The sequence below is a fragment of the Corynebacterium sp. HMSC05H05 genome (genome assembly GCF_001807265.1).
Classification (GTDB): domain Bacteria; phylum Actinomycetota; class Actinomycetes; order Mycobacteriales; family Mycobacteriaceae; genus Corynebacterium.
On record NZ_KV788410.1, the window covers coordinates 38,381 to 63,148 of the forward strand.

General features: G+C 67.1%; 24 protein-coding genes. 5 read left to right on the forward strand and 19 right to left on the reverse strand.

Annotation, left to right across the window (positions count from 1 at the left end; genetic code table 11):
• Positions 1-202: 202 nt before the first annotated feature.
• The 3 genes from HMPREF3151_RS09350 to HMPREF3151_RS09360 are packed head-to-tail and all read left to right on the forward strand — an operon-like array spanning position 203 to position 2,976.
• Positions 203-1,201, forward strand: coding sequence for a substrate-binding domain-containing protein (locus HMPREF3151_RS09350; protein ID WP_070475267.1), 999 nt, complete (start codon positions 203-205; stop codon positions 1,199-1,201).
• Positions 1,198-2,214: an ABC transporter permease gene (locus HMPREF3151_RS09355; protein ID WP_070475268.1), complete on the forward strand. Its 1,017-nt coding sequence runs from the start codon at positions 1,198-1,200 to the stop codon at positions 2,212-2,214. Before HMPREF3151_RS09350 ends, HMPREF3151_RS09355 begins: the two co-directional genes overlap by 4 nt.
• Entirely contained in the window at positions 2,215-2,976 is a 762-nt protein-coding gene (locus tag HMPREF3151_RS09360; protein ID WP_070475269.1) for an ATP-binding cassette domain-containing protein, read from the forward strand.
• 24 nt (positions 2,977-3,000) lie between these two features.
• Here HMPREF3151_RS09360 and HMPREF3151_RS09365 read toward each other — a convergent pair whose 3' ends face one another.
• Positions 3,001-3,312, reverse strand: coding sequence for a DUF4229 domain-containing protein (locus HMPREF3151_RS09365; RefSeq protein ID WP_083290284.1), 312 nt, complete (start codon positions 3,310-3,312; stop codon positions 3,001-3,003).
• 40 nt (positions 3,313-3,352) lie between these two features.
• Between HMPREF3151_RS09365 and HMPREF3151_RS09370 the strand changes: the two genes are divergently transcribed.
• The gene (locus tag HMPREF3151_RS09370; protein ID WP_038613638.1) at positions 3,353-3,628 is read left to right on the forward strand and encodes a hypothetical protein; all 276 of its coding nucleotides are present in this window, start codon (positions 3,353-3,355) and stop codon (positions 3,626-3,628) included.
• A 299-nt stretch (positions 3,629-3,927) separates the two neighbouring features.
• On the opposite strand, the gene HMPREF3151_RS09375 is transcribed toward HMPREF3151_RS09370, so the two are convergent.
• From HMPREF3151_RS09375 to hemL, 8 genes are read right to left on the reverse strand one after another with little or no spacing between them, the layout of a single operon-like run.
• Positions 3,928-4,185 (reverse strand): helix-turn-helix domain-containing protein, encoded by a 258-nt coding sequence (locus HMPREF3151_RS09375; RefSeq protein ID WP_038609455.1) that lies wholly within the window; start codon positions 4,183-4,185, stop codon positions 3,928-3,930.
• Positions 4,182-5,198: a UDP-glucose 4-epimerase GalE gene (gene galE, locus HMPREF3151_RS09380; RefSeq protein ID WP_070475271.1), complete on the reverse strand. Its 1,017-nt coding sequence runs from the start codon at positions 5,196-5,198 to the stop codon at positions 4,182-4,184. Before galE ends, HMPREF3151_RS09375 begins: the two co-directional genes overlap by 4 nt.
• The gene (ccsB, locus tag HMPREF3151_RS09385; protein ID WP_070475272.1) at positions 5,198-6,175 is read right to left on the reverse strand and encodes a c-type cytochrome biogenesis protein CcsB; all 978 of its coding nucleotides are present in this window, start codon (positions 6,173-6,175) and stop codon (positions 5,198-5,200) included. The genes galE and ccsB overlap by 1 nt, the downstream gene beginning before the upstream one ends.
• A gap of 30 nt (positions 6,176-6,205) precedes the next feature.
• Positions 6,206-7,870, reverse strand: coding sequence for a cytochrome c biogenesis protein ResB (locus tag HMPREF3151_RS09390; protein WP_070475273.1), 1,665 nt, complete (start codon positions 7,868-7,870; stop codon positions 6,206-6,208).
• Positions 7,871-8,644 (reverse strand): cytochrome c biogenesis CcdA family protein, encoded by a 774-nt coding sequence (locus tag HMPREF3151_RS09395; RefSeq protein WP_070475274.1) that lies wholly within the window; start codon positions 8,642-8,644, stop codon positions 7,871-7,873.
• Positions 8,645-9,217 carry a TlpA family protein disulfide reductase gene (locus HMPREF3151_RS09400; protein WP_070475275.1) on the reverse strand — a complete coding sequence of 191 codons (573 nt, stop codon included), beginning with the start codon at positions 9,215-9,217 and terminating at the stop codon, positions 8,645-8,647.
• A gap of 8 nt (positions 9,218-9,225) precedes the next feature.
• A complete protein-coding gene (locus HMPREF3151_RS09405) occupies positions 9,226-9,828 on the reverse strand; it encodes a histidine phosphatase family protein (RefSeq protein WP_070475276.1) in 603 nt (200 codons plus the stop codon).
• Positions 9,829-11,154 (reverse strand): glutamate-1-semialdehyde 2,1-aminomutase, encoded by a 1,326-nt coding sequence (gene hemL / locus HMPREF3151_RS09410; protein WP_070475277.1) that lies wholly within the window; start codon positions 11,152-11,154, stop codon positions 9,829-9,831. It abuts the gene before it with no gap.
• Between the two features lie 20 nt (positions 11,155-11,174).
• Between hemL and HMPREF3151_RS09415 the strand changes: the two genes are divergently transcribed.
• On the forward strand, positions 11,175-12,011 hold the full coding sequence (locus HMPREF3151_RS09415) for an NAD(P)-dependent oxidoreductase (RefSeq protein WP_070475278.1): 837 nt from the start codon (positions 11,175-11,177) through the stop codon (positions 12,009-12,011).
• Positions 12,012-12,238: 227 nt separating this feature from the next.
• Here the strand turns inward: HMPREF3151_RS09415 and HMPREF3151_RS09420 are convergent, their stop codons facing one another.
• From HMPREF3151_RS09420 to HMPREF3151_RS09465, 10 genes are all read right to left on the reverse strand, one after another.
• Complete coding sequence (locus HMPREF3151_RS09420) at positions 12,239-13,006, reverse strand: DedA family protein (protein ID WP_070475279.1); 768 nt, start codon at positions 13,004-13,006, stop codon at positions 12,239-12,241.
• Between the two features lie 73 nt (positions 13,007-13,079).
• Entirely contained in the window at positions 13,080-14,504 is a 1,425-nt protein-coding gene (locus HMPREF3151_RS09425) for a protoporphyrinogen oxidase (protein WP_070475280.1), read from the reverse strand.
• Entirely contained in the window at positions 14,501-15,553 is a 1,053-nt protein-coding gene (hemE, locus tag HMPREF3151_RS09430; protein ID WP_070475281.1) for a uroporphyrinogen decarboxylase, read from the reverse strand. The genes HMPREF3151_RS09425 and hemE overlap by 4 nt, the downstream gene beginning before the upstream one ends.
• 11 nt (positions 15,554-15,564) lie before the next feature.
• The gene (locus HMPREF3151_RS09435) at positions 15,565-18,171 is read right to left on the reverse strand and encodes a heavy metal translocating P-type ATPase (protein WP_083290285.1); all 2,607 of its coding nucleotides are present in this window, start codon (positions 18,169-18,171) and stop codon (positions 15,565-15,567) included.
• Entirely contained in the window at positions 18,168-18,662 is a 495-nt protein-coding gene (locus HMPREF3151_RS09440; protein WP_070475282.1) for a hypothetical protein, read from the reverse strand. The genes HMPREF3151_RS09435 and HMPREF3151_RS09440 overlap by 4 nt, the downstream gene beginning before the upstream one ends.
• A 3-nt stretch (positions 18,663-18,665) precedes the next feature.
• Positions 18,666-19,271, reverse strand: a complete 606-nt coding sequence (locus HMPREF3151_RS09445; RefSeq protein ID WP_141741393.1) for a hypothetical protein — start codon at positions 19,269-19,271, stop codon at positions 18,666-18,668.
• Between the two features lie 10 nt (positions 19,272-19,281).
• On the reverse strand, positions 19,282-20,283 hold the full coding sequence (gene hemB / locus HMPREF3151_RS09450) for a porphobilinogen synthase (RefSeq protein ID WP_371441215.1): 1,002 nt from the start codon (positions 20,281-20,283) through the stop codon (positions 19,282-19,284).
• A 48-nt stretch (positions 20,284-20,331) separates the two neighbouring features.
• Positions 20,332-22,059, reverse strand: a complete 1,728-nt coding sequence (locus tag HMPREF3151_RS09455) for a uroporphyrinogen-III synthase (RefSeq protein ID WP_070475285.1) — start codon at positions 22,057-22,059, stop codon at positions 20,332-20,334.
• Positions 22,060-22,552: 493 nt separating this feature from the next.
• Positions 22,553-23,434: a hydroxymethylbilane synthase gene (hemC, locus tag HMPREF3151_RS09460; protein WP_070475286.1), complete on the reverse strand. Its 882-nt coding sequence runs from the start codon at positions 23,432-23,434 to the stop codon at positions 22,553-22,555.
• Positions 23,435-24,760: a glutamyl-tRNA reductase gene (locus tag HMPREF3151_RS09465; protein ID WP_083290286.1), complete on the reverse strand. Its 1,326-nt coding sequence runs from the start codon at positions 24,758-24,760 to the stop codon at positions 23,435-23,437.
• Positions 24,761-24,768 lie beyond the last annotated feature (8 nt).

A 24,768-nucleotide genomic window follows, 5' to 3' on the forward strand; every position in this document is an offset into this window, starting at 1 on the left:
GCAGATGGCCAGGACGGCAGACGAGAGATCAGAAGGGGTCCCGCCGCCGTCAGCGGGCGGAACGCAGCTTCATGGAAGCGATGCCTGAGTACATGAGGCAGAGTTTACCCAGCGTGGCGGATCTCAGCCAATTAATTGACGTCTCCGGTCAATACGTCTAGTCCGCTTGACGCACCCGAGTGCAGTGGTTCACACTTTGGCAATGAGGAAGGCACGGAAAACTGTGGCAGCCGCGCTACTGACGGTGGCAGCGGTGTTGGGCGGATGCTCGTCGACAGGCGGAGCCCCCCGCAACGAAGACGGCGGCGGCACGGCGGGCGGCGTGGACACCCCGCGGTACGTGGTGGCGATGGTCACCCACGGCGCGCCCGGCGACACCTACTGGGACCTCGTGCGCAAGGGCGCCGAGGACGCCGCGAAGAAGGACAACATCGAGCTGCGCTACTCATCCGACCCGCAGGCGCCCAACCAGGCGAACCTCGTGCGCTCCGCGGTGGACGCGGGCGTGGACGGCATCGCCGTGACCATGCCGAATGCGGAGGCGATCGGCCCAGCGGCGCGCGACGCCGTGGACCACGGCATCCCCGTGGTCGGCCTGAACGCCGGCATGACCGCGTACCAGGACTACGGGTTGACCGGCTTCTTCGGCCAGGACGAGACCGTGGCCGGCCGCGCCGCCGGCGAGCGCCTCAAGGAGGAAGGCAAGAAGAAGGTGCTGTGCGTGATCCACGAGCAGGGCAACTCCTCGCAGGAGGCGCGCTGCGCCGGTGTGCGCGACGGCCTCGGCGGCGACTCAAACGCGGTGGAGCTGCTGTACGTCAACGGCCAGGACCTCACCGCCGTGCAGTCCACCATCACCTCGAAGCTTTCCCAGGACCGCTCCTTCGACACCGTGTTTGCGCTGCAGGCGCCGGTGGCGATGCGCGCCGTGGAATCCGTGAACCAGTCCGGCGCGAAGGCACAGGTGTCCACCTTCGACACCAACGCGGAGCTCGTTGGCGCCATCGCGGACGGGCGCGTGGCGTGGGCCGTGGACCAGCAGCCGTACCTGCAGGGCTACCTGGCGGTGGACTCGCTGTGGATTGCAAAACGCAACGGCGGCACCCTCGGCGGCGGGCGCCCCGTCTACACGGGCCCGAGCTTCGTGGACGCCACCAACGTCGACAAGGTCGAAGAGGCCGCGAAGGCGGGCATGCGATGAGGGACGACCGCCTGAAAACCCGCACCGGGTTCGCGCGCCTGATCCGCCGCCCGGAGTTTGCCAGCCTCCTCGGCTTCATCGCTATCTTTGTCTTCTTCCTCTCCGTGGCGCCGGCGTTCCGCTCCTTTGAGGCGCTGGCCACCACGCTGTACGCCAGCTCCACCCTGGGCATCGTGGCGCTTGCGGTGGGCATGCTCATGATCGGCGGGGAGTTCGACCTCTCCTCCGGTGTCGCCGTGACCACCGCCGCGCTGGCCGCGACGATGCTGAACTACAACCTGCACCTGAACTCGTGGGTGGGCGCGTTCCTCGCGCTGGGGATCTCGCTGGCCATCGGCGCGCTCAACGGCTTTTTGGTCACGCGCACCGGCATCGATTCCTTCCTGATCACCCTGGCGGCCTTCCTCATGCTCCAAGGCTTAAACCTGGCGGTGACGAAGCTGGTCACCGGCCAGGTGGCCACCCCCACCATCGCGGACATGGAGGGCTTCCCGTCCGCCCACGCCGTGTTCGCCGGCAACTTCCACATCGGCAACGTGCGCATCTCGGTGACCGTCCTGTGGTGGATCTTCTTCGTCGCCGTGGCATCGTTTGTGCTGTTCCGCACCAAGCTCGGCGGCTGGATCACCGCGGTCGGCGGCAACGCTGACGCCGCCCGCGCCGTCGGCGTGCCGGTGCGCCGCGTGAAGATTCTGCTGTTCATGGGCATCAGCTTCGCCGCGTGGTTCGTGGGCATGCACACCCTGTTCGCCTTCGACTCCATCCAGGCCGGCCAGGGCGTGGGCAACGAGTTCCTCTACATCATCGCCGCGGTCATCGGCGGCTGCGCGATGACGGGCGGGCGCGGCACCGCCGTCGGCACCGCCATCGGCGCGCTGATCTTCGGCATGACCAACCAGGGCATCGTCTACGCCGGCTGGAACCCGGACTGGTTCAAGTTCTTCCTCGGCGCGACACTGCTCGTGGCGGTGCTCGCAAACACCTCCTTCGCCAAATACACCAAGGGGCGCTAAGTGGCTGTCATCGAACTGGAAAACATCACCAAGTCCTACGGCAGCTTCGAGGCGCTGCGCGGCGTCAACCTCGCCGTGCGCGAAGGCGAAGTCACCTGCGTGCTCGGCGACAATGGCGCCGGAAAATCCACCCTGATAAAAATCCTGTCGGGCCTGCATCAACCCACCTCGGGCACCATGCTTATCGACGGCTCCGCCACCACCCTCACCTCCCCCCGCGACGCCATCAGCGCTGGCATCGCCACCGTTCACCAGACGCTGGCGATCGTCGACGAGCTCAGCGTGTGGCGCAACTTCTTCCTCGGCCAAGAACTCACCGGCGCGTTCGGCGTGCTGCGCCAGGCCGAGATGAAGCGGATCTGCTCCGAGCAGCTTCTAGAGATGGGCATTGACATCCCCGACGTGGACGTCGAGGCCGGCAACCTCTCCGGCGGCCAACGCCAGGTCATCGCCATCGCCCGTGCCGTCTACTTCGGCGCCCGCGTGCTGATCCTTGACGAGCCCACCGCAGCGCTTGGCGTGAAACAGTCCGGGGCGGTGCTGCGCATGGTCGCCGCCGCCCGCGAGCGCGGCATCGCCGTCGTGTTAGTCACTCACAACCCCCACCACGCCTTCTTGGTGGGCGACCACTTCACCATCCTGAAGCTCGGCCACCAGGAGCTCGACGCACCTCGTTCCGAGGTCACCCTCGAGGAGCTGACCCACCAGATGGCCGGGGGTGGAGAGCTGGAGGCGCTGAGCCATGAGCTGAGGCGGGACTAAACCTTTGGTGCGTCGATTAGCGAGCTAGCGTTCGGCGAGCTCGGACTGAATCCAGTCCTTGCGCGCCTGGCGCTGGTGCTTCAGCTCCGCGACAGCCTCATTCGCCTCAATGCGGTGGCGCTTAAACAGCAGCATCGACAGCGGGAACGCCACAATCAGCGCCAGCAGCGCCGACATAATCACCGGCACCGGCGCGCCAATGAGCACCGCGGCGAGCTGGATCACCACCGTCAGCGCGATGAACAAAAGCAGGCGGTCCAAGCCGTAGATGGCCACGGCCTTGTTCGCCCTCGATTTCGCCCCGGGGTCTACCTGCGGAGAACGTTGATCAGTCACGGTTGTTCACCCTATCCGGTGGCCAAGTATGTTTAAAACCATGGGAAGGTTGCTACTCCTCGCATTGGTCGTCCTGGCCGCCGTGCTGCTCTGGCGCGCGTTCGGCCCCGGCTCCGCCGAGCGCTACGGGTCGCTGCGCGGCGGTTCGCAGCGGCAGGTGGAGCAGAAACCCGTTATCAAGGGGCCGGACGACGACGAAGAGTTCCTCTGGAACATCGAAAAGAACCGGTTCAAGGAGCGCCGCGCGCGTGAAGAGGCCGAGCGCAAGCGCAGGGAGGAAGAAGAACGCCGCCGGCGCCGCGACGACAGCGGCTAGGTGGCCCCTGTCCAGATTTGTTCACTAGCCCAGTGAACAAATTCGGGTTTTGGGCCCATTTCGCGGGGCGGCGAGCTCCATTTCCCCAGGTCGCTACCCGGTCACCCGGAATTTGTTCACCCGGGACGAGCCTGAGAGTGAACGAATTTCGAACGGGCGCCGGGTTCCTGACAAATCACGGCAGCCGTTTGCGCCGACCTGGGCAGATAGGGGCGCTCTGACAGATTCCGCCGCGGAGTGTCAGCGGCGGGGGCGGAACGCGGCCGGGAGGCCCAGGCGCGGCGGCCGGCGGCCCGCCCCTACGCCTCGGTGAACCCCACCCGCAGGCCGAGCTCGGCCGCCACGGCGATGACCTTCTCCCAGCGCACGCCGGCGCCGCCGTGCTCGATGGTGTGCAGGGTGGAGCGGGACACCCCGGCGGCGTCGGCGACGTCCTGTTGGAGGCGGCCGGCGGAGCGGCGCCGGGACGCGATTTGCTCCCCCAGGGCGATCAGCACCGGGTCGTCGCTGGCGGGTTTGCCCTGTTTGTTGCGGGGTTTGTGGTGGGCGTCGCTCATCGGCCCGCCTCCTTCAGTCCGGCTTCCTCGGCCAACACTGCGGGCAGTTTCTCGGACCAGGCGAGGGAGTCGCGGACGCCGTCGACAAGCGAGCGCTCCACGGACCACCCCAGCACCTCGCGGGCCTTGCCGGTGCGCGACGCGCAGCCGACCACGTCGCCGGGGCGGGCGGGGCCGGTGCGGACCTCGAGTGGCGTGCCGGTGGCTTCGCCGAACGCCTCGGCCAGCTCGAAGACGGTGGTGCCCTGGCCGGTGCCGAGGTTGATCACCTCGTAGCCGGAGCTGGCCACAACGGAGTCGAAGCGCTGCAGCACCGCCACGTGCGCGCGGGCGAGGTCCCAGACGTGGATGTAGTCGCGCAAGCCGGAGCCGTCGCGGGTGGGCCACTCCACGCCGGTGACGGTGAAGGGCTCGCCGGCGGCGTGCGCCTCGATCATCTTGCCCAGCGCGTGGGTGGGGTGCGGGTTTTGCAGGCCGGTGCGAAGTGCAGGGTCCGCGCCGATAGGGTTGAAGTAACGCAGCGCCACCACCCCGAGGGATCCCGTGGCGGCGGTGTCGCGCAACACCCGCTCAAGCAGCCACTTCGACGCCGCGTAGGGGCTCTGGGGATCGACCGGGCTGGCCTCGTCCACCATGTAATCTGGGCCCGGCTCGTACATGGACGCGGTGGAGGACAGCACGAAGCGGCGCACGCCGTGCCGCTCCAGCACCTGCAGCAGCGTGATGGCTTTGCCCACGTTGTTGTCGTAATAGGCCAGCGGCTGCTCAACGGACTCCGGCACGACGATTTTGGCGGCGCAGTGGATCACCGCGTCGATGTCGTGCTCCGTGAACACCCGATCCAGCAAATCAACGTCAGCGATGTCACCCTCGTAGCAGGCGAAGCGCTCGCCGAAGACGCGCAGGCCCGTGGAGAAATCGTCCAAGATCACTGGGGTGATCCCGGCGTCCGCGCAGCACGACGCAATGGAAGAGCCGATGTAACCGGCGCCGCCGGTGATCAGGACTTTCATTAGTTCAGCCCCGCGTAGGAGTGCAGGCCGGCGATCACGGTGTTCACGTACGTCATGTTAAAGATCGTCATGCACAGCGCGAAGACGTTAATCCAAGCGGCAGCGGAAGATTTCCAGCCAGCCGTCGCGCGTGCGTGGAGGTACGCGGCGTAGAGGATCCAGGTGATCATGGAGACGGTCTCTTTCGCGTCCCAGCCCCAGAAGCGGCCCCACGCCACCTCGGCCCAAATCGCGCCGAAGACGATGCCGATGCCGAACAGCGGCAGGGTCACCACCGCGGTCTTGTACGCGATCTGGTCCAGCGTCTTCGCGTCCGGCAGGGGGCGGGCGATCGCGCCGAAGAACCCGTGCTCCTCCCCGCGCGGCTGCCACATGCGCAGCAGGTACAGCAGTGCGAAGACGCCAGAGATGATGCCGATGGAGGCACCGATGGACACCGTGGAGACGTGCACCGGCTGCCAGTAGGACTGCAGCGCGGGCACCACCGGCGCGGCCTGGATGTGGAACACGGTGGAGTTCAAAAACATCGCGATGACCATGGGAAACAGCAGCCATGGCCAGACGGTGTGCCAGTTTTTGCGCTGCACCACTACTGCGGCGACGACCATGATCACCGCGGTCATGAACAGGATGTACTCGTACAGGTTGCCCAGCGGGAAGCGGTTCGCGGCGAGCCCGCGGGTGACAAACGCCACCAGGTGCAGCGCCACGCCGACCCAGACAAGGGCTTGGGTCATGCCTGCCCATTTGCGGGCGTTGGCGATCATGTCCTCGTCGGACTTTTGCTTCTCGACGACCTCCGGTCCCCCCGCGCCAACCAGCACCTTCTGCTCTGCCAGGGCCTCGCGTCGCGCCTCGATGACGCTGTTGACGCGGCCGTAGTAGATGAACGCCAGAATCAGCGCCACGATGTAGACAATGAACGCGGTGCGGAACGTCAGGTCAGACAGCTCCGCCATGGTTGTATTGACGAGCATGCCCTTAACCTACTCCACTAACCAGTGTAATCAAAGGTCATAGGGGTTGAACTCCCCCTGCTCAACCTCTTCGTCGTCGGGGTCGAGCCCGAGTATGGCGGCGGCAATGTCGTCGAATTCGCGGCCCCACCCGGCGCGGTCGGTGCGGGCGAGCCCGGCGATTTCGACCTGGGTGACGGGGCCCTCCCCTACGTCCGAGGTACGAGGACGTAGACGGACCCAGATACGCCGGCGCTTGATCGCCAGCGAGCCGGCCAGGCCCGCGAGCATCACCGCGGACGCCACCAGCGCCCACACCTGCGTCGGGTCGCGGGAGATTTGGTAGTTGGCGTATTCGGCGGCGCCGTCGAAACGCACCTTCACCTCGCCGTCGCCGGTGTCCACGGTGGCTTCGGAGCCGGGGGTGAGCTGGACGCGGGAGACTTTTTCCAGGCGTCCGTCGGCGACCAGGGACTGGTCCAGCACGAAGATGTTTTGCGGCCGGCCGGTGTCCAAGCCGGCGTCGCCGACGTAGACGTCCACGGACACTGCCGGGTCGTCCATGGAGGGGAACGCGGACTGCAGCTGGTCGCCGTTCGGCCCGGCCCAGCCGGCGGTGGGCGCGAAGTTGCCCTCGATGGCGATCTGGTGCTGGCGGCGCTCCGTTAGGTCCGGGTACATGCCGGCGGGCGGGTCGAAGCGCATCACGCCGGAGGACAGGAACGTGAACACGTCGGTGGGCCGGAACTGCACCATCTGGGTGCGGGTCTCCCCGTTCGGCCACGTCAGCGTCACCTGCGGGGCGAAGCCGTGCCCTTGCAGGTAGACACGGTCGCCGCCCACGCGCAGCGGGTGGTTCACCGCCAGGCTCGTGGGCGTCCACTCCTCCTGCGGGACCGACAGGTCGTCGGTGTAGGTGATGTCGGAGGAGAACTCGTTGGCCTGCCCGTTATTCAGGTAGGTGGCCGAGAAGTTCTGGGATTCGAAGCAAAACGGGGTCAGGCCGGTGCCGTCGAAAAGCGGGCCTGCCCGGAAGACGTCGAAGTTGGCGGGCGAAGTGTTGCAGAACACCCGCGATTGCTCCACCGGCACCGCGGATTCGGCCTCGGAGTTGGTGACCACGATGACCTGGCCTTCGTAGAAGACCATGCGGCCGGCCACGAAGGTGAGGATCATGGCGACGATGCCGATGTGGAAAATCAGGTTCATCAGCTCGCGGGTGTAGCCGCGCTCCGCGGAAATCGAGAACGCCCCGGCGCGGTCCTCGTCCGGTTTGTAGGACGCCACGTGCCAGCGTTTCAGCTGCTTGCGCAACTGCTTCTCGACGTCCTCCGGCGCCCCCGCAACCTCCCCCTCCACGTGGTGCGGCATGCGCCCCAAGTACTTGGGCGCGCGCGTCGGCTTGGCCTTGTACGCGCGCCAGTGGTCGATGGAGCGCGGGATGATGCAGCCGACCAGGGAGATGGTCAGCAGCAGGATGATGGCGAGGAACCACGTGGACTGGAAGACGTCGAAAAGCTGCAGCTTGTCGTAGATGGGGCCGGTGGTGGGGTTGGCCTTGAGGTAGTCGTCCACCAGCGAGGACGACACGGTGCGCTGCGGCAGAAGCGCGCCCGGGATGGACGCCACGGCCAGCACGAACAGCAGCATCAGCGCGGTGCGCATGCTGGTGAGCCAGTGCCACGCCTTTTTCAGCCAGGTCTGTGCCGTCTTCATTTAGATGATCGTCCCTCCGAATCCGTCGACGAGTTGGCGCGACCAACCGATAAACACGTCCCAGGCGCCGGTGAGCAGCATGATGCCGACAACGATCATGGCGACCCCGCCGGCGATCTGGATGCCGCGGGAGTGGCGGCGCAGCACGTCGATGCTGCGCACGGCCTTTGACGAGCCGAACGCGACAAGCAGAAACGGCAAACCCAGCCCGATGCAGTACGCGATGACGAGCAGCACGCCGCGCGCCGCGGTGAAGCCCTGGGTGCCCACGGACACCGAGATGATGGCGCCCAGCGTCGGCCCCAGGCACGGTGTCCAGCCGAGCGCAAAGATCCCGCCGAGCAGGGGCGCGCCGATGATAGTGGTCCATTTCTTCGGCTGGAAGCGGGTGTCTTTTTGCAGCGCGGGCACAGCCCCCATGAACACCAGGCCCATGAGGATGGTGACCACCCCGCCGATGCGGGTGAGCGTCTGCGCGTTGAGCGCGATGGCGCTGACCGCGCCGAACACCGTGACGGTGGCAAGCAGAAACACGACGGTGAACCCGGCGATGAACAGCAGGGCGGCACCGGCAACCGCCCAGTGTTTGCGGGACACGCGGGGCCCGTCCTCCTCAAACGTCATCTCGCCCCCGACCACGCCGGTCAGGTACGAGATGTAGCCCGGCACCAGCGGGACCACGCACGGGGAGGCGAAGGAGACTAACCCGGCAACCGCGGCGGCGAGCAGGCCGAGCAGCAGCGGGCCGTCGGCGACAAGATCGGCGAAGCCCACCTAGGCCTCCCCGTCGAGGCGGTCGATGACCTCGAGCAGATCGTCCGCGGTGATCTCACGGAGGAACACCGCCGCCGGGCGGTGCTGCTTGTCCAGCACGATCGTCGTCGGGATCACCGAGGACGGCACGCCGCCCAAGTTGGCGGCGGTCTTAAACGGCGGGTCGTAGATGGACGGGTAGGTCACCCCGTTATCCGCCAGGAAATCCCGCGCGATCTGCGGGTTCGGGTCGCGTACGTTGATGCCCAGCACCGTGCCGGAGTTCTGCTCCTGCAAATGCTCGTGCACCTGCTGCAAGTCGTCCACTTCCGCGCGGCACGGCGCGCACCACTGGCCCCACGCGTTGAGCACAACGATCTCGCCCTCGAAATCACTCAGGGCGATGGTCTGGCCTTCGTCGAGAAGCGACTCGCCCTCGAAGCCGGCCAGGGGCTTGCGGTCCGCCTCCTCGTAGAAGATTTCAGTCTGCCCGCCCGGCGAGTGGAACGCGAAGTTGCCGCCGTTGTCCGCGCCGGAGCAGGCTGTCAGCAAAAGCGCGGCCGCACAAAGCGGCGCGGCGAAAAGCTTGCGCATAGTACCTCTCAAATGTGCTGGGCAGGAGTGCTGTAGGCCCAGTCAACAACACTGCCGCCGTCAAACACAAGTGAGGTCACACTCGCCAGGTCGCAGTTGCGGCTCGCGTGCGCCAGGCGCTTGCCCTGCACGTGGCGCTGCACCATCACAATCGGCAGCTGGTGGCTGACCATCACAGCCTCGTGACCCTCGGCCTTGTTGCGGGCGTCCTCGACCGCGGACCACATGCGCTCGAAGATCTCCTGGTAGGGCTCGCCCCAGCTCGGCTCGAACGGGTTGGTCATGTGCCGCCAGCGGATCGGGTTGATCAGCTGCGAGCGCCACCCCTTCGTGCGCAGGCCCTCAAAGGTGTTGCCCGCCTCCAGGATGTCCTCGCGGGTGTCCACCTCGCAGCCGGTGACCTCCGCGATCGGGCGCGCCGTTTCCTGCGCGCGCTCCAGCGGGCTCGCCGCCAGGTAGACCACGTCGCGGCCGCGGAAGAATTTCGAGGTGGCCACAGCCATGGAGTTGCCGCGGGAAGACAGGTGGTAGCCCGGCATGCGCCCGTAGAGGATCTTCTTCGGGTTGTACACCTCGCCGTGGCGCACCAGGTGCACCGTCGTCTTCGTCATTTAGGCCTCCGCGGGTTTAGCCGCCGCGGCGGCCTTCGCGGCGCCGCGCAGTGCGTCCTCGATGCGGCCGAAGTCCTCGTCCGTCAGGGCGGTGGAGACGAACCAGGTCTCAAACGCGCTCGGCGGCGCGTACACGCCAGCGTCCAGCAGTGCGTGGAAGAACGGGGCGTAGCGGAACGTGTCGGCGGCCTGCATGTCGGCGAAGTTGTGTCCCTCGCCCTCGCCGAACCGGATGGAGAGCATGGTCGCTGCGCGTTGGATGTGGTGGGTGACGCCTTCGGCCGTGAGGGCGTCGTGAAGCAAACGCTCCAGCAAATCCGCGTTGTTGTTCAGCGTGGGGTAGATGTCCTCGCTGGCCAACTCGAGCGAGGCCAGGCCGGATGCCATCGCCACCGGGTTACCGGACAGGGTGCCCGCCTGGTAGACGGGGCCGTTCGGTGCGAGGTGCTCCATGATGTCGCGGCGGCCGCCGAACGCCGCCGCCGGCATGCCACCGGAGACGACCTTGCCAAAGGTGGTCAAGTCGCCCGCGACGTTGTCCACGCCAAACCAGCCGGCGTAGGAGGTGCGGAAACCGGTCATCACCTCATCGAGGATCAGCAGCGCGCCGTTGAGGTGCGCGAGCTCCTTGAGCTTGGCGTTGAAGTCGTTCTGCGGGGCGACGGTGCCCATGTTGCCCGCGGCCGCTTCGGCGATGACCGCGGCGATCTCGCCCTCGTTCTCGCGGAACGCGCGCTCCACGGCCTCAATGTCGTTGTACGGCACCACGATGGTGTCCTGCGCCTGCGCGCCCGTGACACCCGGGGAATCCGGCAGGGAGAACGTGGCGATGCCGGAGCCCGCGGACGCCAGCAGCGCGTCGACGTGGCCGTGGTAGCAGCCCTCGAACTTGATGATCTTCGGCCGACCCGTGAACCCGCGCGCCAGACGCACCGCGGACATGGTGGCCTCCGTGCCGGAGTTGACCATGCGCACCTCTTCCACCGACGTGCGCTTGACAATGTGCTCCGCGATCTGGATCTCCGCCTCCGTGGGTGCACCGAAGCTCAGGCCGTTGCGCAGGGCTTTCTCCACGGCTTCGACGATCTTCGGGTGGGCGTTGCCGTGCACCATCGGGCCCCAGGAGCACACCAGGTCCACGTACGAGTTGCCGTCCACGTCCACAAGCTTCGAGCCGTGCGCGCTCTGGATGAAGCGGGTCTGCCCGCCCACCGAGCCGAAACCGCGCACCGGCGAGTTCACGCCGCCCGGGGTGGTTTTCTGCGCTCGCTCGAACAGTTCGTGCGAGCGCTGGGTGTTAGCTGAAGTCGGCTTTTCCGCAGTCATGGTTGTCTATCCTAGGCCATATGAAAATCGCGTTTTTAGGCCTCGGCCGCATGGGCACGGAGCTCGCGCTCAAGCTCGTCGACGACCACGAACTGACCGTATGGAACCGCACCGCAGAGAAGACCGAACCGCTGGTCTCACGCGGAGCTAACGCTGCTTCGACCCCCGCCGAGGCGGTCGAGGGCGCCGAGCTGGTGATCACCTGCCTGTTCGGCCCCGACATCGTGCGCGAGGTAGTGATCGAGCCCGCGCTGATCCCCGACGGCGTGACCTGGGCCGATGCCACCACCATCTCGCCCGCGGACGCTGCCGCCTTCGCCGACGCCGTGCCCGGCTACGTGCACACCCCGGTCGTCGGCTCGCTCCCGCCCGCGCGCGCTGGCAAGCTCGGCGTGTATGTCGGAGGCGCCGATGCCTCTCGACGTTCTAAAGTCGCCGACGTCGTCGCCCCCTGGGCCGCCGCCGACCCCGAGCGCCTGAAGGAGGTGGACACCGCCGCCGGCGCCGCCGTGGGCAAACTGCTGGCCAACCTCGCCCTGGCCGTGACCATCGAAGGGTTCAAGGAAGCCCTGGTCCTGGGCGAATCCCAGGGGCTGTCGGAAGAGCAGGTGGTGGACATGCTCGGCTCCACCGGCCTGGAGTTCATCGTGAACATGAAGTCGCCGTTCCTTTTGGGTGAGCGCTCTACCTCGCCCGGTGATTTCACCGCCGACGCCATCGCCAAGGACGCCCGCCTGATGCTCGCGTCCTCGGACCAGGACCTGCCCGCCGTCTCCGCCGCCCTGGCGTCGTTGGAGGCGCAGCAGGACGCCGGCCACGGCGACGAGGACTTCTCCACCGTCGTGGTCAACCGCTAGCCCAAATTGATTCACCGGCGAGTGAATAGATCCCCCGCGTTCTGACGGATCGCGGCTGAATCTGTCAGGTGGCCCCCATCGCCCCAGGTCGGCGCAAACGGCTGCCGTGATCTGTCAGGACCCCTTCGGTCCAACGACGCGAAAGTCGAGTCCGGGAGGTCGAGTCCGGGCCTAAAACAGGGCGAACTCGACCTCCGCCGCTCGACTTTCGGCGCCGCCCGGCCCCGCTAGCGCCCGGCCTCGATCTCGTTGCCCACGACCTCGGCGGTCGGCTTCTTCTTGCCCTGGTTGCGGAAGATGCCGTAGAACACCACCACCAGCAGCGCGATGGCGATCCAGTTGGCCACCTTGGCGTATTGCTCCAGCACCATCACGACCGGCTCGCCGATCCACCAGCCCAGGCCCAGGTAGAGGAAGGACCAGATGGTTTTGGAGATGAAGTCCAGGACCATGAACTTCCACAGCGGCATCCCGGTCATGCCCATGAGCACGAACACCACGAACGCGATCGGCAGCGGGATGGGCACGTAGGCCAAGAAGATGCCCAGCCAGCCCAGCTTGACGGCCCACTGCTCCACGCGCGCGATGTTTTTCGCGGCGCGCGGCGAGTTCGCGGCCTGCACGTCCAGGATCCCGCGGCCCCAGAGTTTGCCGGCCCACCAGTAGATCCAGTCGAACTTGATGTTCACGATCGAGCCGATGAGCAGGAACAACAGCCAGTGCGGCGCCTCCCCCACCGCGGCGAGCGCACCGGTGGACGCGGCGCCGACGCGCGAGCCGGTCAGCGCCAGCATGATCGGCGGGGCCAGCCCCAAAAACCACGCCCGCAGCGGGATCATGGCCAAGCCGAAGATGCCGACGAAGCCGAACCAGCCCAGACACCAGTAGTCGGCTTTGGTGGGTTTGCCGTTCCAGGGCAGGCCGTCTTCCTCCCACCATTCCTTCTCGGCAGGCTCGGTACCGGCTGTCTCGCGTGGATCCGCGTGTTCTTCCATAGGTGATCAACCTAGTGCACATCCGCCCGCTGCCCCTACCCAAGCGGAGAATGTGCCGGGACCTCCCGCTGACTTAGGGCTTTTGCTTATCGACGGCAGCTGCCGCCGCGCCCCTCGCATCGGCGATCACTGCCGGCACGCCGACCCCACCGGCCCACGCGCCGGTGAGGGAGATGTGGGAGGCCTTTGGTTCGTCGTTAAGCAATCTGCGCACCTTGGACACGGTGGCGAGGTGGTTCTCGTCGAAGCGGGGCAGGCCGCCGAGCCAGCGTTGGACGTAGATTTCCTCGAGGCCGGCGGCGCGGCCGTCGAAGCCGGTGATGGTTTTGAGGTCGTCGAGGGCCCAGTCCACGAGATCGTCCTCGGTGGCGGTGATGGCGACGTTGTCGCCGAAGCGGCCGAAGCTGGCGCGCACGAGTGCGCCGCCGCGCTCGGCGAGGTGCGGCCACTTGCGCGAGGAGAACGTGAATGCCTTCGCGTGGACGCCCTCGGCGCCGGTAGATACGAGGACGCCGGAGTTCTGCGGCAAGCCCTCGTCGGTGGCAAAGCGCATGCCCACCACGGCGGAGTTGGCCAGCTTCACAGTTTTCAGCGCCTCGGAGGCCTCAGGCGCGATCCCTTTGAGCAGCAGCGCCGCGGTCGGGGCGGGCACGGCGAGGATGACGTGGTCGTAGACCTTGTCCTCGCCGCCTTTGAGTCGGTACTTCGAGCCCTCGAGCTCGATAGCGGAAATGAAGGCGTCGATGTAGATGTCCGCGCCGGATTTCTCGGCGAGCGTTTCGTAGAGCTCCTGGTAACCGTCGCGGAACGTCTTGAACACCGCACCCTGACCGGTGGGCATCTCGCGGCGGGAGCGCTCCAGGTTGGCCACGGCGGTGGACAGGTGCACCGGCCCGTCGGCGGCGAGGCGGTCGAACTCCTCCGCCAGCTGGGGGATGGTCGCGCGCACGCCGAGTTCGTCGGCGGTGCAGGAGTACACCCCGCCGAGCAGGGAGGAGACGATGTTGTCCACCACTTCGTCGCCGTAGCGCTCGCGCACAAGCTTGCCGACGTTGACGTCGCCGCCGACCTCCCAGTCGAAGCCTTCGCGCTCGGCTTCGGTGTCGATGCGCTGCGCGGTGGCCTCGCTGACCAGGTGCTTGACGGTCTCGGACGTGGACGGGATGCCCATCACGCCGCCGGTGGGCAGTCCTCGGGTCTCGCCGTCGACCCACACCAGGGAGCGCAGGCCGGAGGGCTCCACCAGGGAGTCGGCCAGGCCGAGCTCGGTGAAGAAGTCCACGGCGTCCTGGCGGCGCGCCAGGAACGCCTCGGCGCCCATATCGGTGGGGCCTGCCTCGAAGGCGACGGTGTGGAGCTTGCCGCCGAGGCGGTCGGTGGCCTCGTAGACGTCGACCTTGAGGTCGTCCTTATCCCCCTCGGCGTGGACGAAGTCCGCGCCGAGCTCGTACGCGGCGGTCAGGCCCGCCAGACCGGCGCCGATGATGGCGATGTTCATGAGTTCTCCTCGTGGATGATGCGCACGGCCTCGGTGATCGCGTCCGCGTCGGTGGTGGGCAATACGCCGTGGCCGAGGTTGAAGATGTGCCCGGTGGCGTCGCCAGCCTTGATTGCGCGCGCGGCCTCGGCCTTGATGCGCGCGACCTCGCCGCGCACCACGTCGGTGCCAGCGAACAGCATGGCTGGGTCGAGGTTGCCCTGCAGCACGCGCGGGGAGGCGAATCGCGTCGCGGCTGTATCCAGCGGCACGCGCCAGTCCACGCCCATGACCTCGCTGCCGGCTTCGGACATCGCGCCGAGCAACTCGCCGGTGGTGACGCCGAAGTGGATGCGCGGGATCTCTCCTGCGACGGATTCAAGGATTTCCACGGAGTACGGCAGCACGAATTCGCGGTAGTCGGCTTCGGTGAGGAAGCCCGCCCAGGAGTCGAACAGCTGCATCGCGTCGATGCCGGCCTCGACCTGCGTGCGCAGAAACGCGATGATGGTGGGCACCAGGCGGCGCATGAGCGCGTGCCAGGTCTCCGGCTCGGCGTGCATCATCGCCTTGGTCTTCTCGTGGTTCTTGCTCGGCCCGCCCTCGACGAGGTAGCTGGCCAGGGTAAACGGCGCGCCGACGAATCCGATCAGGGCTTGGGTGTCGCTCAGTTCGTCGAGGATGATGCGGATGCCATCGGCCACGGCAGCGACTTCGTCGTCAAGCAAAGGCAGCTTCTCGACGTCACTCCGCGACGTCACCGCCTCCCCCATCACAGGACCGCGGCCGGGCACGATCTCCACGTCCACGCCCGCCGCCTTGAGCGGGACCACGATGTCGGAGAACAGGATCGCGGCGTCGACGTCGTGGCGGCGCACCGGCTGCAGCGTGATCTCCGCGAGCAGTTCCGGCATGAAGCACGAGTCCAGCATGGGGATGCCTTCGCGCACTTCGCGGTATTCGGGCAGGGAGCGGCCGGCCTGGCGCATGAACCACACCGGGGTGCGCGAGGGGGTGCGGCCGTGCGCCGCCTCGAGCAGGGGTGCGTTGGTGAGATCGCGTCTGGTCATGGCACCCAAGCCTACCGGCGCAGGCCCTGAACCCGGAACCGGCTGGCGCGGCGGGAGGAGTACTCCACAAGCAGGGAACTTCCCAGCATGAGCAGGGTTGCGCCCACTGGCGGCAGCACGCCTGCGGCGGCGAGGATGATGGCGGCCGCGTTGTAGGTGCCGGCGAACCACAGGTTCCTGTCGGCGATGCGGTTGACGCGGCGGGCGTGCTCGATGGCCTGAGGCACGGCCATAACGTCGTTGCGCACGAGCACGACGTCGCTGACGTTGTTCCAGTTCGGCGCCTTGGTGCCGTAGAGGTCCTCGCCGGCGTAGAGGATGCCGGAGTCCGCCACGCGCAGCACCGGCAGCACGCTGGAATCGCACACCATGGCCACGATGCCGCCTTGGGTGTGCAGGGCGCGCACCGCGGCGGGTTTCTCCTGGGAACGGATCCCGGCGAGCACCTGCGAAATGCCCAAAAAGTCCGCGAAGCGGCGCGCCACCGGGTACGTGTCGCGCGAGAGCATCACGGTTTCCACACCCATGGATTCCAGGGTGTCCACGGCCTCAATGGCATCTTCCTTGGCGGGGTCGAACAGGGTGATCACGCCGCGGTCCTTGCCGTCCCAGCGCACCACTACCGGGGTGCCGCCGGTGGTGGCGGCCACGGACAGTTTGCCGCGCAACTGCGACAGGTTCGTCGGGCGCCACAGCGAGGCGTCGAACGTCTGTGTGCGGGCGTTGTCGCCGCTGCCCCAGGTGGCAGTGAGGCGGCCGCCGAATTCGCCGTCCGGGGTGATCGTGTCGTCGCTGACCTCGATCCAGTCCGGCAGGCGCGGGTCCCCGGAGCGGGCGTCTCGCACCTCACGCGCGGCCTTCACAATGGCGCGGGAGGCCGGGTGGTCCGAATCTGCGGAGAGCACGCCGGCGATGCGCACCACCAGCTCGCTGCTCTCCCCGCCCGCGGCGGTGACTGTTTCCACGTGCATCTCCGGCAGCACGAGCGTGCCCACGCGGTTGAACACCACCGTGTCCACCTTGGATAGCACCCGTAGCGCGTTGCCGTCGCGCATGAGCACGCCATTGCGCACGGCCGCCTCGATGCCCTGGCGGATGGCCAGCGCCGGAGAGATGGCGAGGCTGAACGGGGCGACCACCACCAAGATTGCCAAGGCTGTCGACGCCGCGGTGTTGATGTTTCCCGTAAACAGCAGCCACAAGCCGAAATCCAGGACCGCAATCGCGTACGCGGCCGGGATGAGCATGCTGGCAGAGCGGGTGGAGACCATCGTGGCGGCGTTCTGGTGCCGCGAGGCCTCCTCCAGCCAGCGATGCACCGCCGTCAACAGCGTGGTGTGGCCGACGCGGCTGGAGCGGACCTTGATGTCGCCCTCGCGCAGCACGGAGCCCGCCACCACGCGCTTGCCCACCTTCAGCTGCGGGCTGTCGTGGGTGTTCACCAGCTCCCAGCCGATGGAGCCGGACCCGCCGACAACCTCCCCGTCTACCGGGATGACTTGGCCTGCGCGGACACGGACGTCGTCGCCACGCATGATCTCTGTGGCCGGAAGGCGCTCCCTGCCGCCACCCTTCTTGCGGTGGGTGACCTCGTAGATCGAGTCTGCGCCGGGGCGTCGCGCCTCCAGCTCGTCCAGTAGGTTGGTGCGCACGCGCATGGAAAAGAAGCGCCCGAGTAGCAGCAGCGTGGTCACGGTGCAGGAAACTTCGAGGTAGAGCTCCGGGCCGCGGCCGATCTCCAACGGCACCCACGTGCCGCTGGATTGGTAGCCGATGCGCCCGGCCTCCGTGAACAGCAGCATGGCAAAGGACCACAGGTAGGACGCCAAGATGGCGATCGAACTCGCGCCGTCCAGCGCCGAGAGCCCGCGGCGCACGCCGCCGGCCATGGCGCGGTGGAACGGGGAGGCGCACCACAGCGCCACCGGGGTGGTCAGCGCGAACGCCACCCACTGCCAGCCCGGAAACCCCAGCGCGGGCACATAGGTCAGCAGCAGCACCGGGATGGTCAGCACCACCGCCAGCCACAGCCTGCCCGGGGTGACCAGGTCGCGGGCGGTAAACAGCACGTCGCCACTGCGGCGCTCCGCGCGGGTTTTGTTTTGCACGAACCCCTGGGCGCGGGCCAACAGGTGCGCGGCTTCCTCCTTGCGGTGGTGCTTGGCGCGCCGCGGCATGGGGTGTTCCGTCCAATAGCGGCCGTGGGCGCGGCGCTGCAGGGTGGAATCCGTGACCACGGGGGTCACGCCGAAGTCTTCGATGGTCTTGATCAGCTGCGGCAGCGGCATGGTCGCCGGGGCGGTCACCCACGCCATGCGGGTGGGGTACACCAGGCGCGCGGAAACCCCTTCCAGGGATTCGAGGGCGTCTTCGATCTCTGTCAGCTGCGGGCCGTCTTCCACCCCGTGCAGTTCGAAGGCGTAGGACGCGTTGGGGCGCACAAGCTCGCCGTCCAGGTCGCGCCTGGCGGTCGCCGGGTCGACGCCGGCTTGGCGGGCAGCGTTGCGGGCTGCCTCGATGCAGTTGTCGAGCTCCTCGCCGCTCAGCTGATCCAGCTTGGCGCCTTCGCGTCCGGTGGTGCTGAGCTTTTCCAGGTCCTCGCCCTCATACTTGCTCATTCCACGCCTTCCCAGACGTCGCCACTGCGTTTATCCACGAACGCGTTGGCGGCCGGGCGGAACACGAAAAACAGAGCGAAGACCAGCACGCCGACCACCGCGAACGCGGCCCAGCCGGCCACGCCGACGAAGAAGCTGGCCAGCTGCAAAAACACCGCCAGGCCGATGAACCCGGCCAACCAGCGGCGCGCCACCTTCGAGCCTTTGGGCAGGTAGGCGCAGCACGAGGTAATCAAGGAGCCGAGGATGATGCTGCCCCAGGTGTAGACCCGCAGGTTGCGTGCGAAGATGCCCTCCACGTCCGCGTCCAGGTCCTTGGGCGAATCCGCCACCATGGTCAAAAACGCGATGACGAACATCAGCACCGCCGCTATCAGGCACAGGTAGTAACCGATTTTCAGCGGCTTCGGCCATGCCTGGCCGACCTCGCCGGTAAAGCGCCGGTTCCTGTCGTTCGGGTCCGACACCATCGTCGGGAACATGCCTGCCACCGCTTAGTTCTCCTTCTCCTCCGGCGCCTCCGCCGCATCAGCACTACCGCTGGACTTGTCCTTAGGTGGTTTGGTCCACGCCACGGAGTCCTTATCCACTGAATAGATCACGCCCATCACGCCCGCAACACCAAGGATGATCTGCACGACGCCGTCCACGCCGAACAGCGCGGTCGGCACCGCGGTGGAGGCCGGCACCATCATGAACAGCGTGAGCATGCGCAGCGCGAAAAACACGGAGAAGATCTGCAGCAGCCTGCGGGCGTTTTCCGCCCATTTCGCCTGTTTTTGTACCGCGCGCAGCGCGAAGACGAACAGCAGGATCACGCCGAGCTGCAGCAGCGCCATGATGAAGATCGAGCCGTACACGCTGGCGTTCATCAGCGCCTCGGAGACCTCGCCGTCGCCGTTTTTGGCGCGCTCCTTGGCCACCTCGCGCAGCGCGGACGGGTCGATCACGCTCGCCGCGACGGCGAAGATCTGGTGCAGCAGTTCCCCGCCGATCATCACGGTCCAGGCCGCGAGCATGTAGCGCACAGCTTCAGGCATGGAGCCCTTGTGCTTCTCGACGGCCTCCGGTCCCACCCTGCTCGGTGATCCCGGATTCATTGGGGGCAAGCTAACCATTGAGCCTCTTTGCTGCCTCGATGGCGTAGTAGGTGAAAATTTGGTCTGCCCCGGCGCGCTTGATGGACATCAGTGCTTCCATCATCGTCTCCTCGTAGTCGATCCAGCCGTTCTGACCGGCCGCGTTGAGCATGGCGTACTCGCCGGAGACTTGGTAGGCGGCCACCGGCACCGGGGACATCTCCGCGATCTTGGCCAGCACGTCCAGGTACGGCAGCGCGGGCTTGACCATGACAAAGTCTGCGCCTTCGGCGATGTCCAGCTCCGTTTCCAAAAGCGACTCGCGCACGTTCGCCGGGTCTTGCTGGTAGGTGCGGCGGTCGCCCTTCAGCGAGGAGCCGACCGCGTCGCGGAACGGCCCGAAGAATTTGGAGGCGTACTTCGCGGAGTAGGCCATGATGGCAACGTCGGCAAAGCCTTCGTCGTCAAGCGCCCTGCGAATCTGCTCAATCTGGCCGTCCATCATGCCGGACGGGCTGACAATGTGCGCGCCCGCGCGCGCCTGGGCCACCGCCATCTGGCAGTAGATCTCCACGGTGGGGTCGTTGTCCACCACTTCCCTGCCGTGCGCGTCGGTGGTGAGCACGCCGCAGTGGCCGTGGTCCGTGAATTCGTCCAGGCAGGTGTCCGCCATGATGATCAGCTCGTCGCCGAACTCCTTGCGCAGCAGCGCAATCGCGCGGTTGAGCACGCCGTCTTCGGCAACCGCGACGGAGCCGGTGGCGTCCTTGTCCTCCTCGCGCGGCACGCCGAATAGGTCCACGCACTTCACCCCGACTGCGAGCGCCTCGCGGCAAATCTCCACCAGCGACTCCGGGGTGTGCTGGTACACGCCCGGCATGGATGGGATCTCCCGCGGGGCGTCGATGCCGTCGGCGATGAACAGCGGGAGGATGAAGTCGGCCGGGTGCAGGCGCGTCTCCGTGACAAACTCACGGATAGCGGGGGTTTGCCGCAAGCGGCGGGGGCGTCGAATCAAGTCGTAATCAGCCATGCGCCACATCTTAGAACGCGCACCCGACACGACCCAGCTGGAGCGTTGCTAGCCAGCCGCGGCCGCGGTGTCCTCGCCGGTGCTCTTCGCAGCTTTTCGACGCTTCTTGCGCGGCGGCGGCAACTGCCCCGACGCGCGCAGCCCTGCCACGTGGTCCGCCAAGGCGTCGACGAGGTTGGGGATGTCGGCGACCTCCGGGACGACGTCGACACGCAAGCCTTGCTCCCGCGCCTCCGCCTCGGTGACCGGGCCGATGCAGGCGATGATCGTGCGCGAATGCGGCTTGCCCGCAATACCCACAAGGTTCTTCACTGTCGACGGGGACGTGAAGCACACGGCGTCGAAGCCGCCGGTCTTGATCATGTCGCGCGTCTCCGGCGGCGGCGGGGCGGCGCGCACGGTGCGGTAGGCGACCACGTCGTCGACCTCCCAGCCCTTTTCCTGCAGGCCGTCCACCAGCACGTCGGAGCCGAGATCCGCGCGCGGCAGCAGCACGCGCGAAACCGGATCGATATCCTCCACGTACTCCGGGAACGCCTCCGCCAGACCAGCCGCGTTCTGCTTCGTGCGGTGCGGCAGGAGCTCCGGCTGCATGCCTCGGGCGATCAGTGCGTCGGCGGTCTTCTGCCCCACCGCGCCCAAGTGCACGCCGGCGAAGGCGCGGGCGTCCAAGCCCAGCTCCGCAAACTTGGACCACACCGCGTCAACGGCGTTGACGGAGGTAAACAGGATCCACTGGTAGCGGCCCTCCACGATGCCCTTGATCGCACGGTCCATCTGCGCCGGGTTGCGCGGTGGCTCCAGCGAAATCGTGGGCACGGACTGCGGGATCGCGCCGTGCTGCGACAGGCGGGCGTTCATCACGCCTGCCTGCGACTTCGCGCGCGGCACAAGCACACGCCAGCCGTAGAGCGGGCGGTTTTCCCACCACGAGTACTTCGAGCGGTCGTCCGCCGCGGTGCCGAGGGTGACCACCAGCGGGCCCTCCAGCTCCGCGTCGAGCTTGCCCACGGTGCCCAGCGTCGCGTCGAACGTGCGCTGCAGGCGGGTGGTGCCGCGCGTGGTCACCGTCACCGGCGTAGACGCCTGGAAACCGCGCTCCATGAGCTGCTCCACCATCTCCGCCAGGTGTTCCTGGTTCGCCTGCAGCACCAGCGGCTGTGGCGCGGCGGCGAGCTGGTCCCAGTCCACGTCGCCGTTGTTCAGGTCGGCTTCCGTGTACGTCGAACCGAGCGCGATGCCGGCGAACGACGGCACCGTCGACGGCAGCGACATGCCCGGCACCACCTGGAACTCCATACCCTCGGCGGCCACCGCGGAGATCTCCTCCATCACGGAATCGCGCGTCAGCGGGTTGCCGGAGACCAGGCGGATCACGTCGCCGTCGCCAGCCTCGCCGCGCTCCACGATGTCCGCGGCTTCCTTCAGCGCGAGCTTCAGCTTCTCGACGATCACTCCGCCATCCAGCCCAACCTCCTGCAACTCCGCAGCAGTCGGGTCCTCGGGGCGGGGTGGCTTACGCCTCGCGCCAGCTGCTTTCGCCTCGGCGCACATCTGCTCGTAGCGCTCGTTCGCCGCGTCCATCTTGGCTTTCGGCACTGGCAGCGCCGACGCGACGACGCTTCGGACCCCCGCCGACACCTCTGGGTCCACGAGGGCGATAGAATTGGATTCCATTACCTCGCGGGCGCGAACCGTGAGCAACTCCGGGTTGCCCGGCCCAGCGCCAACGAAGATCACCTTCCCCGGCTGGGGGGTGTGAGTGGGCTCTGTCATGGAGAAATCTCTTCTAGGCACAAATAAACCGCCCCCGCGCGGCTGGGTTCGCGGTGTTGCTTGGCCTCAATACGGCCCACCGACCCGATTGCGCGGAGGGTATTGAACGTATGGTATCTCCACCATAAAATGCTTCAGCCCGAGAACAAAACCAGCGCTGTATTCCGCTCCGTCCGCACCTCCCGGAGTCTCAACCCCCGGATCGTCTAGCAGCACCGCGAGCGAGACCGCTAGACGGTCCGCAAACCTGCCGCCTCAGCCACCGTTGCACACCAATCCTGCCGGATCTGCTAGTTCCCCCGGATACCCATCAAGCACGAACTAGCAGATCACACCACTGCTGAAAATAGTTGCCAACATCACCTGGCCAAACGTAAAGTTGGACACTTGATCTGCTAGTTGCTCTTTTGTGGGAACTAGCAGATCCGCAGATGAAGGCAGGTGCACAGTCGCGCACCTGCTGATAGAGACAAGCGAGGCTTACAGCCCAGCGCTACTCCATCACGTCGGCGGCGCCGCGCTCCAGCAGCACCTCGGCAACCTTGCGGCCCAGCTCGGCCGGGTCAGTGCCCTGGGCTTCCTCCACCAGCTGGCGGGAACCGTCCAGGGCGAACACGCCTGCGCGCAGAGTCACCTTTGCGCCGTCGAACACCGCCGACGCGGCCACCGGCGCGGTGCAGCCCGCCTCCAAACGGGCCAGCACTGCGCGCTCGGCGGTGGATTCGGCGGTGGCGGCGGCGTCGATAAGCTTGTCAATCGCCTCGCGCGCCGCAGCGTCGTCGGAGCGGCACTCCACGGCCAGCGCGCCCTGGGCGGGAGCGGGCATGAACACCTCGGGCGCAAAGACTTCGGTGGCGCGGTCGCCGTAGCCGCCGCGCACCAGTCCCGCGTATGCCAGGATGATCGCGTCCAGCTCGCCGTTTTCGACGTAGCTCATGCGGCGTTCGATGTTGCCGCGCAGCGGGCGGATATCCAGGTCGGGGCGCATGGCTTTGAGCTGGGAGACGCGGCGCGGCGCGGAGGTTCCCACGCGTGCGCCTTCGGGCAGCTCGGCGAGGGTCAGTCCGTCGCGGGCGATGAGCGCTTCGCGGCTGTCCTCGCGGGTAGGGATGATCATGTGGGCGCGCGGCTCGTCGGCAGTGGGCAGGTCCTTGAACGAGTGGACCGCGATGTCCACCTCGCCGTGAAACAGCGCGTCGCGCAGCGCGGATGTGAACACGCCCACGCCGATGCGCTCCACAGGCGCCTGGGACAGGTCGCCCGGGGTGGTCACAATCTGCAGTTCGGCGGGGTGGCCGTGCTCGCCCAGCGCGTCGCGCACATGCCCGGTCTGGGTGGTGGCCAGGTGGGATCCGCGTGTACCGATTTTGAACATCTACTTCTCCTTGCCGTGCAGTTCCTCGGGCAGCGGCAGCTTCTGCGCGTCCACCGCCACCGAGGGGCTTTCCAGCCCGAACAACTCGGTGACCGCCTCTTCAACGCTCACCGTCTCCGACGTCGCCGCGAGCTCTTTAATCTTCACCGTAGGCGCGTGCAAAAGCTTATCGACGACACGCTTGACCATGCGGCTGACCTGATCAAAGTCGTCCTCGGACATCTCCGGAAGACGAGTTCGCAGACGCTGCAGCTCCTGGCCGGAAATCTCCGCGGCGTTGCGGCGCAGCCGCGTCACCGCCGGGGCCACCTCGCGCACGCGCTGCTCCGAGCCGAAGGTGTCCACTTCTTCGGCCACGATCTCCTCGGCGCGGCGCAGCGCGCGGGAGTCCTCGTTGTCGCTACCACGCATCTTCTCGTGCAGGGACTCGATGTTGACTAGGTGCACGCCGTCAATGTCTGCCACGGCGTCGTCGATGTCGCGCGGCAGCGACAAATCCGCCAGCACCAGCGGGCCGGGGATGTCGGCCGGGGTGATGGTGAACTCGTCGGAGGCGGTGGCGGAGACCACCAGATCCACGCGGTCCAGCACCGAGGCGCGGTCGGCGAAGTCCACCACCTCGGCAGGCACGCCGGCTTCGCGGGAGTGCTCCGCCAGGCGCTCGGCGCGGTCGCGGGTGCGGTTGGCCAACACCAGCTTGTCAATGCCCTGTTTGCCCAGGTGGGTCGCGGCCAACGAACTCATCGCGCCGGCTCCTAGGACGAGTGCGGTCTTACCCCGGAGGTCGTCGACAAGCATCAACTCCATCGCCTCCTCGAGCGCGACGGTGACCATGGACGCGCCCGAATCGTCGATGCCGGTTTCGGAGTGCACGCGCTTGCCGGTGTGCAGCGCCGCCTGGGCCAGCGAGTGCAGGTTCGGGCCCACAGTGCCGCGCTCCACGGCGTCGACGTAAGCGGAACGCACCTGGCCGATGATCTGCTGCTCGCCCACCACCATCGAGTCCAGGCCCGATGCCACGGTGAAAATGTGCTCCGCGGCCGCGTCCGAGTAGCGCACGTACAGGTAGCGGCGCAGTTCAGCCACGTCGACACCGGAGACGTCGGCAAGCACTCGCAGGACGTCCTCCACCCCAGCGTGGAACGCGTTGGTGACGGTGTAGACCTCCAGGCGGTTGCACGTGGAGATGATCATCGCCTCAGACAGCGACGGCTGCGTCACCAGCGCGCCCGCCGTGCCGTTTTGGACCTCCGCGTCCATGCTGAGCCGCTCCAGCAGGGCCACAGGCGCAGACCTGTGCGACATCCCCACAAGCAGAACACTCACGCAAAACC

Bases quoted from the DNA above. Each gene is read 5' to 3' on its own strand.
- HMPREF3151_RS09370 (WP_038613638.1), top strand. From the start codon at position 3,353: ATGGGAAGGTTGCTACTCCTCGCATTGGTCGTCCTGGCCGCCGTGCTG.
- hemL (WP_070475277.1), bottom strand. From the start codon at position 11,154: ATGACTGCGGAAAAGCCGACTTCAGCTAACACCCAGCGCTCGCACGAA.
- galE (WP_070475271.1), bottom strand. From the start codon at position 5,198: ATGAAAGTCCTGATCACCGGCGGCGCCGGTTACATCGGCTCTTCCATT.
- hemE (WP_070475281.1), bottom strand. From the start codon at position 15,553: ATGACCAGACGCGATCTCACCAACGCACCCCTGCTCGAGGCGGCGCAC.
- HMPREF3151_RS09445 (WP_141741393.1), bottom strand. From the start codon at position 19,271: ATGAATCCGGGATCACCGAGCAGGGTGGGACCGGAGGCCGTCGAGAAG.
- ccsB (WP_070475272.1), bottom strand. From the start codon at position 6,175: ATGCTCGTCAATACAACCATGGCGGAGCTGTCTGACCTGACGTTCCGC.
- HMPREF3151_RS09375 (WP_038609455.1), bottom strand. From the start codon at position 4,185: ATGAGCGACGCCCACCACAAACCCCGCAACAAACAGGGCAAACCCGCC.
- HMPREF3151_RS09425 (WP_070475280.1), bottom strand. From the start codon at position 14,504: ATGAACATCGCCATCATCGGCGCCGGTCTGGCGGGCCTGACCGCCGCG.
- hemB (WP_371441215.1), bottom strand. From the start codon at position 20,283: ATGGCTGATTACGACTTGATTCGACGCCCCCGCCGCTTGCGGCAAACC.
- hemC (WP_070475286.1), bottom strand. From the start codon at position 23,434: ATGTTCAAAATCGGTACACGCGGATCCCACCTGGCCACCACCCAGACC.
- HMPREF3151_RS09400 (WP_070475275.1), bottom strand. From the start codon at position 9,217: ATGCGCAAGCTTTTCGCCGCGCCGCTTTGTGCGGCCGCGCTTTTGCTG.
- HMPREF3151_RS09415 (WP_070475278.1), top strand. From the start codon at position 11,175: ATGAAAATCGCGTTTTTAGGCCTCGGCCGCATGGGCACGGAGCTCGCG.
- HMPREF3151_RS09420 (WP_070475279.1), bottom strand. From the start codon at position 13,006: ATGGAAGAACACGCGGATCCACGCGAGACAGCCGGTACCGAGCCTGCC.
- HMPREF3151_RS09405 (WP_070475276.1), bottom strand. From the start codon at position 9,828: ATGACGAAGACGACGGTGCACCTGGTGCGCCACGGCGAGGTGTACAAC.
- HMPREF3151_RS09455 (WP_070475285.1), bottom strand. From the start codon at position 22,059: ATGACAGAGCCCACTCACACCCCCCAGCCGGGGAAGGTGATCTTCGTT.
- HMPREF3151_RS09355 (WP_070475268.1), top strand. From the start codon at position 1,198: ATGAGGGACGACCGCCTGAAAACCCGCACCGGGTTCGCGCGCCTGATC.
- HMPREF3151_RS09435 (WP_083290285.1), bottom strand. From the start codon at position 18,171: ATGAGCAAGTATGAGGGCGAGGACCTGGAAAAGCTCAGCACCACCGGA.
- HMPREF3151_RS09350 (WP_070475267.1), top strand. From the start codon at position 203: ATGAGGAAGGCACGGAAAACTGTGGCAGCCGCGCTACTGACGGTGGCA.
- HMPREF3151_RS09390 (WP_070475273.1), bottom strand. From the start codon at position 7,870: ATGAAGACGGCACAGACCTGGCTGAAAAAGGCGTGGCACTGGCTCACC.